The organism is Ornithinimicrobium panacihumi (genome assembly GCF_052073805.1).
GTDB classification, from domain to species: Bacteria; Actinomycetota; Actinomycetes; order Actinomycetales; family Dermatophilaceae; genus Ornithinicoccus; species Ornithinicoccus panacihumi.
Genome location: NZ_JBQGWG010000011.1, coordinates 111,361 through 119,283, shown reverse-complemented (window position 1 = coordinate 119,283; position 7,923 = coordinate 111,361). Strand labels below are relative to the sequence as shown.

Annotated in this window: 10 protein-coding genes and 1 pseudogene; 8 read left to right on the top strand and 3 right to left on the bottom strand. The window is 71.4% G+C overall.

Features of this window, described 5'->3' with window-relative positions; all coding sequences use genetic code 11:
- Window positions 1-310: pseudogene (locus tag ACTMMA_RS11755) on the bottom strand (IS1634 family transposase); the annotation flags it as partial.
- Window positions 311-341: 31 nt separating this feature from the next.
- Window positions 342-755, bottom strand: a complete 414-nt coding sequence (locus ACTMMA_RS11750; protein ID WP_441190322.1) for a hypothetical protein — start codon at window positions 753-755, stop codon at window positions 342-344.
- Between ACTMMA_RS11750 and ACTMMA_RS11745 the strand changes: the two genes are divergently transcribed.
- The 8 genes from ACTMMA_RS11745 to ACTMMA_RS11710 all read left to right on the top strand — a co-directional run bounded on the left by ACTMMA_RS11745 (window position 708) and on the right by ACTMMA_RS11710 (window position 7,426).
- Window positions 708-1,271 (top strand): SRPBCC family protein, encoded by a 564-nt coding sequence (locus tag ACTMMA_RS11745; protein WP_441190317.1) that lies wholly within the window; start codon window positions 708-710, stop codon window positions 1,269-1,271. The two genes, ACTMMA_RS11750 and ACTMMA_RS11745, sit on opposite strands and share 48 nt — an antisense overlap.
- 54 nt (window positions 1,272-1,325) lie before the next feature.
- Complete coding sequence (gene hutI, locus ACTMMA_RS11740; RefSeq protein WP_441190316.1) at window positions 1,326-2,528, top strand: imidazolonepropionase; 1,203 nt, start codon at window positions 1,326-1,328, stop codon at window positions 2,526-2,528.
- Window positions 2,529-2,639: 111 nt separating this feature from the next.
- A complete protein-coding gene (locus tag ACTMMA_RS11735; protein WP_441190315.1) occupies window positions 2,640-2,888 on the top strand; it encodes a hypothetical protein in 249 nt (82 codons plus the stop codon).
- Between the two features lie 41 nt (window positions 2,889-2,929).
- Window positions 2,930-3,382 (top strand): hypothetical protein, encoded by a 453-nt coding sequence (locus ACTMMA_RS11730; protein ID WP_441190314.1) that lies wholly within the window; start codon window positions 2,930-2,932, stop codon window positions 3,380-3,382.
- Window positions 3,379-3,678, top strand: coding sequence for a transcriptional regulator (locus ACTMMA_RS11725; RefSeq protein ID WP_441190313.1), 300 nt, complete (start codon window positions 3,379-3,381; stop codon window positions 3,676-3,678). Before ACTMMA_RS11730 ends, ACTMMA_RS11725 begins: the two co-directional genes overlap by 4 nt.
- Window positions 3,679-3,768: 90 nt before the next feature.
- Entirely contained in the window at window positions 3,769-5,226 is a 1,458-nt protein-coding gene (locus ACTMMA_RS11720; RefSeq protein WP_441190312.1) for an MBL fold metallo-hydrolase RNA specificity domain-containing protein, read from the top strand.
- Window positions 5,227-5,336: 110 nt separating this feature from the next.
- Window positions 5,337-6,719, top strand: a complete 1,383-nt coding sequence (locus tag ACTMMA_RS11715; protein ID WP_441190311.1) for a sensor histidine kinase — start codon at window positions 5,337-5,339, stop codon at window positions 6,717-6,719.
- A 74-nt stretch (window positions 6,720-6,793) separates the two neighbouring features.
- Complete coding sequence (locus ACTMMA_RS11710) at window positions 6,794-7,426, top strand: response regulator (RefSeq protein WP_441190320.1); 633 nt, start codon at window positions 6,794-6,796, stop codon at window positions 7,424-7,426.
- 115 nt (window positions 7,427-7,541) lie between these two features.
- On the opposite strand, the gene ACTMMA_RS11705 is transcribed toward ACTMMA_RS11710, so the two are convergent.
- On the bottom strand, window positions 7,542-7,781 hold the full coding sequence (locus ACTMMA_RS11705; protein ID WP_441190310.1) for a DUF2568 domain-containing protein: 240 nt from the start codon (window positions 7,779-7,781) through the stop codon (window positions 7,542-7,544).
- Window positions 7,782-7,923 lie beyond the last annotated feature (142 nt).

Below are 7,923 nucleotides of genomic sequence, written 5' to 3'. Positions count from 1 at the left end.
CGTCGAAGCCGAGGTCGGCGTAGACCCGCTCAAGGGCCTGCCACAGCACACGCGAGGACGTGCTGGCGACCGTGGCCTGCATCCCCGTCGCGACCGCAGTCGCAGCAGAGGGACCGCCAGGGTCGAGGGGCAGCAGTTCCTGGCCGGCGTGCAACCGCTCGTGCGCGATCGCCTCCAGCAGCGCCAGCTCGGCGTCAGTACGGGCCGAGCCGACGTGGTCGATGCCCAGGACTCGCCGTCCGCGCTTGTGCATGATCTGCACGGCTGTCGCGCCCGAGGCGGTCGTCACCTTGCGCACGAACGAGCCCACCGGGCAAGGCTACCCACCCAAGACCCTGTGATTAGTCACACCCTGCAACACGAAGCCGCAGGTCAGGGCTGGCCACTACCGCAAAATCCGGGGCAACGTCACAACTCAGGTCCGAGGTCTCGGCATCACGATCGAGCGTGCCCGGGCAGCCGTCCAGGAGCAGCACGCCGCACAGCTCGCCTCGCTCGGCATCCACGCCGAGCTGCCCGAACCGGGGCGGATCGTCGCCCACGAGACCGACGGCTACGAGCTCCGCCGGCGGGCTGCGGACCTGATAGGGCGTGGCGCGGGCAAGGAGGCCGACGGCAGCGCCCAGGCCGTCCTGCGCGAGCTCGTCGTCGAACCCAGCGGTCTCATCACCGACCTGCTGGGCAGGCTCGGGACCACGCCCCAGGCGGTGACGGCCGGGCTGGACGACCTGAGCCCGGGTGCCAAGGACGGGCACCCGCGAGAGGGGCGCGGAGCCGCCGGCTCTACAGAGATCTTCGTGCCGGCGCCGGTGGAGGAGGTCTGGGACTTCCTGGTCGACCCGGCTCGTCTGCCCGAGTGGGACGCCGGGACCGGGAACGTCGACCTCAACGGCGAGCAGGACCGGGTGGGTGGAGAGGGCGCGGTCGGGATCAGCTGGACGGGCGAGGCGCCGCGTGCCCGCCCCGACGGGAAGCCGGTCAAGGTCAAGGGCTCGGTGCGCCGCCGGCACCTCGAGCTGCTGGCTGCTGTGCGCCCGACGCACGTGGCCTGGCGCACCAGCTATCCCGACGCCAAGGTGGTCATCCCGGTCACGACCGAGTTCGACCTCACCCCCACCACCGGCGGGACGCAGCTGCGGATCTCCACCTCCTGGCGTCGGTCCGGTGGCTGGCGCCGGGCCGCGGGCCTCCCGCTGCGACCGCTCCAGAAGTTCTTCGTCTGGCTCAGCCTCGTCCAGATCGGCGGCGCCGTCAGCCGGGCCTTCCGCTGAAGGTCAGGTGCCGGGTCGGTACGGTGCTGGGGTGAGCACAGGAGGCAACCAGTCGTGAGCATGCTCTTCACCGGCATCGCCGAGCTCGTCACCTGCGACGAGACCGTCGAGGGGGCCGTCACCGACCCGCTGCACGCCGGGCTCGGGGTCATCAGGGATGCGGCCGTCGTCATCGGCGGGGGAGGTGAGGACTCCGCGCCGGTGATCGAGTGGGTCGGGCCTGCGGACAAGGCGCCTGCCGCGGACTGGTCGGTCAGCCTCGAGGGCCGGGCGGTCATCCCCGGTTTCGTCGACAGCCACAGCCACCTCGTCTTCGCCGGCGACCGCTCCGCGGAGTTCGCGGCGCGCATGTCGGGCACGCCCTACGACGGCGGCGGGATCGCGGTATCGGTCGAGGCGACCCGCGCCGCCAAGGACTTCGAGCTGCGCGGGCTCATCCAGCAGCGCGTCACCGAGATGCGCTCCCAGGGCACGACCACCGTCGAGATCAAGAGCGGCTACGGCCTGACCGTCGAGGACGAGGTGCGTGCCCTGCGCCTGGCCCGGGAGGTCACCACCGAGACCACCTTCCTCGGTGCCCACGTGGTCCCCCCGGACCGGCGTGCGGAAGGTGAGCGGGCCGCATACCTCGATCTGGTCTGCGGCGAGATGCTCCAGGCGTGCGCGCCCCATGCCCGCTGGGTCGACGTCTTCTGCGAGCCGGCGAGCCCCTACGCCTTCGACGGGGACGAGTCTCGCCGTGTCCTCGAGGCTGGGCGTGCCGCCGGGCTGGAGCTGCGGGTCCACGGCAACCAGCTCTCCGAGGGGCCGGGCGTGCAGCTCGCCGTCGAGCTCGGTGCCGCCAGCGTCGACCACTGCACCTTCCTCACCGATGCCGATGTGGATGCGCTCGCCGGCAGCGACACCGTGGCCACGCTGCTGCCGGGCGTGGAGTTCTCGACCCGGCAGCCCTACCCGGACGCGCGGAGGCTCATCGAGGCGGGCGTGAGCGTGGCGATCGCCAGCGACTGCAACCCGGGGACCTGCTACTCGTCCTCCATGCCGTTGATGGTCGCGCTCGCCGTCCGGGAGATGGGGATGACGCCGGCCGAGGCGCTGCGGGCTGCCACGGTCGGTGGGGCGAAGGCGTTGCGCCGCGATGACATCGGCCGGGTGCAGGTGGGCCAGCGGGCCGATCTAGCGGTCGTGGACGCGCCGAGCTGGCTGCACATCCCCTACCGCGTGGGCGTGCCGATCGTGCGGGCGCTGGAGATCTAGACGGTTCGTCCCGCAGGCCTCGTCGCTGTCGCCTGTGGACAGATCCTGCGACAGCGCTCCGTGCTGTTCCGATGCTGGACGGCATGGAAGTGGAGGGGCACGATGAGACTCATGAGCAGCATGACGAAGGTCGGCGTCTACACGGTGGAGGATCTGCACGCCTATCGCGAGGCGCGGCGCGACTGGACCGTCCAGCTGATCGACGGTGAGCTGATCGTGGGACCCGGCCCCGGCATCGAGCACCAGGACGTCCTCGTCGAACTCCTCGTCCGCCTCCGCGAGGCAGCCCTTCCAGGTCAGCTTCCGGCCGGCCGAGCTCGTCCGCTGACACACGACCGGCTGGAAAGTGACTTTTCCTGAAAGACTTTCTTTTGAGGAAGGTATTTTGTAGCGTCGACGCCATGGACACCAACCAGACGCCCCGTCCCGACGACGCCGCGGCCTCGCTGGAGCAGCTGCGGGCCGACTGCGAGACTCTCGACCGCAGGACCCGCGCCCCTGGCTGGCTGGCCCCCGCGCTGGCCCTGGTGGGTGCCGGGTATGTGGCTTCCCCAGCCCTGACCAGCGAGGGGAACCGCTCCGCGGTCTACCTGGTGGGACTGATCGCCGTGCTCGTCCTGCTGGAGCTGGCGCGCCGCGAGACCGGCCGCAAGGACGGCTCCCCGGGCCTGCGCCAGTGGCCGATGATGGGTCTGCTGCTGCTCGTGGTTCTGCTCATGTTCTCGGTCAGCCTGGGCCTGGTCGCGCTCGGCCACGCCGCGTGGGTCGTGGTGCCCGCCCTGGTCGCCGGGGCCTCCCTCTTCCTCGGGCTCCGGGCGTTGGCCCGGCAGGCCTCCGAGCGGCTGCGCGGATGAGCACGCCCACGTTCGACGAGGTCATCCACGCGCCAGTGCGGCTGCGCCTGTGCGGGCTGCTCCGCCCCGTCGAGGCGCTGTCCTTCCAGGTGCTGGCCGAGACCCTGGACCTCACCCCGGTCACCCTTTCCAAGAACCTCAAGGTGCTCGGCGATGTCGGCTACGTCTCCGTCAGCAAGCAGGCCTCCGCGGACCGCCAGGACCGGCGCCGCGTCTCCTGGGTCACGCTCACCGACGCCGGCCGGGAGGCCTTCGACGGGCACGTGGCGATGCTTCGCCAGATCACCGAAGGCTGACCGAACGGGGGCCGGTGGCGCCGCCGGCGGTGCCGGGCAGGGCCCGGCGGGCGGTGGCGTCCGTCGGTGGGCTCTGGCAGGGTCGGAACCATGACGACGCGACCGGTGACCCTGACCTTCCTCGGAGCCAGCGAGACCGTGACCGGCTCCAAATATCTGCTCACCGTCGGCGAGCGCAAGATCCTCGTCGACGCCGGCGTCTTCCAGGGGGAGAAGCAGTGGCGGCTGAAGAACTGGGAGCAGTTCCCCGTCCCGCCCTCCGAGCTCACCGACGTGCTGATCACCCACGCGCACACCGATCACATCGGCTACCTCCCGGCGTTGGTCGAGCAGGGTTTCTCCGGTCCGGTCTGGCTGACCGAGGGCAGTGCCGCGATCGGTGAGATCGTCCTGCGCGACGCGGGCAAGCTGCAGGAAGAGGCCGCCAAGGAGGCCAAGGAGGGCGGCTGGTCCAAGCACGCCGAGCCCAAGCCGCTGTTCGACATGGGCGGCGTGGAGCGCACGCTCCCTCTCTTCCGCACCGCCGAGGTCGACACCGATGTCGACCTCGGCGAGGGGGTCGTCGCCCGCTGGACCCGCGCCGCGCACATCCTGGGCTCGGCCAGCATCCGGGTGGCCGTCGACGACACCTCGGTCCTCTTCTCCGGCGACCTCGGCCGCCACGACCACCCGATCCTCAAGGACCGCGGCACCCCTCAGGGAGCCCGATATGTCCTCTGCGAGTCGACCTACGGCGACCGCGAGCACCCCGAGCCGGAGGTCGAGCACGAGGAGATGGCCAGGGCCATCACCCGCACCATCGAGCGCGGCGGGCTGGTCGTCATCCCGGCGTTCGCGGTCGACCGCACCCAGTCGGTGTTGCGCACCCTGGTCCAGCAGATGCGTGAGGGCCGCATCCCCGAGGTGCCGGTCGTCGTCGACTCGCCGATGGCGCTGAAGGTGCTGGACGTCTACCGGGACGACTCCCTGGGTGAGCTGCACGAGGGCATCACCGTGGAGGACTTCACCGGCATCCCGAAGCTCATCGAGGCCAACACCTCCAAGGAGTCCCGCGCGCTCAACCGGCGCTTCGACCCGATGATCATCGTCGCCTCCTCCGGGATGGCCGAGGGCGGTCGTGTCCTGCACCACCTGGCCCGGCTGCTGCCCGACAAGCGCAACTGCGTGATCCTCACCGGCTTCCAGGCTCACGGCACCCGTGGCCGCGCGCTGGAGGAGGGGGCTCACTCGGTCAAGATCAACGGCCGCTACATCAAGGTCCGTGCCGAGATCGTCCGCGACCACGAGTTCTCCGTGCACGGGGACGCCTCCGACCTGCTCGACTGGCTCAAGGACCTGGACCAGGCGCCGGAGACGCTCTTCCTCACCCACGGCGAGGCCGAGGTCGCGCACACCTTCGCCGAGCGCATCGAGACGGAGCTGGACTGGAATGTCGTCGTCCCCCGCTACGGCGAGGTCGTCAGCCTGATCCCGGGCGCGCCGGACCCCGACGACCTCGACCTGGAGGTGCCCGCCCCGCCCCGGCCGGGAGAGGAGCCCAAGGAGTGAGGACGGGCGCACCCGGGTGCGCCACGTCATACTCCGGTCGCACGGATCCGGGGCAGGATGCTGCCCTGGCATGACGATCCTGCCCCCGCCCCGCGCCTAGAGTCGACGACGTGACTTCCCCTGCCCACTATCCCCACGGCCCTCCCCGGCCGGGCGATGCCGCCCCCGGCGACGGCAGCGACGCCGCCGCCGGAGCCGAGCCCGGCAGCTCCGGGCGGTTCGGCGACCTCCGCGACTCCTGGCTGGACGTGACCAACGGCGGCTTCCGCAGCTCGCCGTGGCTGCCCGACCTCGCGCTGGTCCTCGGGCTGCTGCTGTGGAATCTTGTCACCACCGTCGGCACGGGCACGGGACTGTTGGTCATCGGGCTGCTCATGGTGGTGCCGCTCTACTGGCGCCGCACCCACCCTCTCCCGGTCGCGCTCGCCGTCGCGCTCGCCTGCCTGGGCCAGCTGATCCTGTCGAGCAACCCGCACGGGTCCAACATCGCGGTGCCGATCGCGGTCTACAGCGCCGCCGCCTTCGGCAGCCGGCGTGACTCCCGCATCGTGCTGGCCCTGGGGCTGGTCGGGGCGGTCCTGGCTGGTTTCGACTGGTCCTACGGCGCCGGCTTCGACCGGCTCCCCAGCGCCATCTTCGGTATGACATTCCTGGCCATGTTCGTCGGCGTCGCCTGGATCGGTGGTGACGTGGTCCGCCGGCGCAAGGCGGTGGTCTCGCGGCTCCAGGCGCAGAACCGCGCGCTCGCCCGGGACCAGGCCCAGCGAGCCCGCCTCGCGGCCCAGGACGAGCGGGCCGCGATCGCCCGCGAGATGCACGACGTGGTCGCCCACTCCCTGGCGGTGGTCGTGGTCCAGGCAGACGGGGCCCTCTACGCGGCGCGTGTCGCCCTCGAGTCGCCACCGGCGATCGGCGCAGACCGGGCGGCGCTGGAGCAGGCCGCCAAGACGCTGGAGACACTCGGCCAGACCGCCCGGGCCTCGCTGGCCGACACCCGACGGCTCGTCGGGGTGCTGCGCGAAGAGGGCTCGGGAGCCGAGTACTCCCCCTTACAGGGCCTGGCCCACCTCGACGACCTGGTCGACCGGGTGCGGCAGTCGGGCATCCCGATCGACCTCGCCGTCCGGGGGCGGGTGGACGACCTGCCCAGAGACGTCAACCTCGCGGCCTACCGGGTGGTGCAGGAGTCCCTCACCAACGCGATGAAGCACGCGGGGCCGGACGCGACCGTCGACGTGGACGTGCTGCGCACGCCCGCCGTCGTGCTCGTGCGGGTCACCGACGACGGAGCGGGTCTGGCTCCCGACGCCGACGGTGAGGGCAACGGGATCCTGGGGATGGCCGAGCGCGTCGAGGTGCTGGGAGGCTCGGTGCACGCCGGTCCCCGCGCCCAGGGACGGGGCGGCTGGGAGGTCGTGGCGACGATCCCGGCGCAGCCGACCGAGGGCCTAGGCTCGGGTGGACGCACCGCCCCAGGAGGAGACACCCTGTGACCACGACAGCCGCCGACGGACCGATCCGGCTCTTTCTCGTCGACGACCAGGAGCTGGTCCGCGCCGGCTTCCGCATGGTCCTGGACGCCCAGGGCGACATGACGGTCGTGGGCGAGGCCGGCGACGGCCAGGCGGCGCTCGACGCGATCGCCGCCACCCGGCCCGACGTGGTCCTGATGGACATCCGGATGCCGCGTCTGGACGGGGTCGAGACGACGCGACGGCTCCAGGAGCGCGGGGACGCCGCGCGGGTCCTGGTGCTGACCACCTTCGACCTGGACGAGTACGCCTTCGCCGCACTCAAGGCCGGTGCCTCCGGCTTCCTGCTCAAGGACGCCGGGCCTACCGAACTCCTGGCCGCCATCCGGGCGGTGCACGCGGGCGACGCCGCCATGGCACCCTCCACCACCCGCCGCATGCTTGAGCGCTTCGTCCCTGAGCTGCCAGACGCCGGGGCCGAGACCGCTGCGGCTGCCCGCCGGAGGGCCGCCACCGAGCGCCTCGCTCCCCTGACCGACCGGGAGCGGGAGGTCCTGGAGGCCGTCGGGCGTGGGCTCACCAACACCGAGATCGCCGCCGAGCTCTTCCTCGCCGAGGCCACGGTCAAGACCCACATCGGCCGCGTCCTGCACAAGCTGGACCTGCGCGACCGCGTGCAGATGGTCATCACCGCCTATGAGACCGGGCTGGTCGGCCGCCCCGAATAGCCGACCGGGCGCGGCCTGTGGTTGTTCCCAGACCCACCGAGCGAGCCCAGTGGTTGTTCGCGCATCGACCCGGCCGGTGAGTGGAGAAACTCGGTCCTCATCGCTGAGAGCCGCGTCAGCCGAGCACCACCAGGTTGCGTCCCGTCACGGCCAGCCGGCGCGGTGCTCGCGGCGCCATGACGAGCGACCACGCCACGATCACGAAGAGAATCGTCAGAACTGAGACGACGAGACCAGCGATCCCGCCGCCGGCCAATCGATGGGCTGCCACGCCGCAGGCGCTCCACAGCACGAGTTCAGCGGCGAAGGCGAGGACGTCGAGACTGTCGAAGCCGGCTGCCTGGCGAGGTGGCACGTCAGCATTCTGACGGACGAAGGTTGATCGAGGAGTGGGTGTCCTTGACCACCCGCGCGACTTGCCGCGCCTGGTCGGGCTGGAGGCAACCATTCGTCGCGCCCAGTGGCTCTGGAAACAACCACTCGGCGCGCTCGGTGGG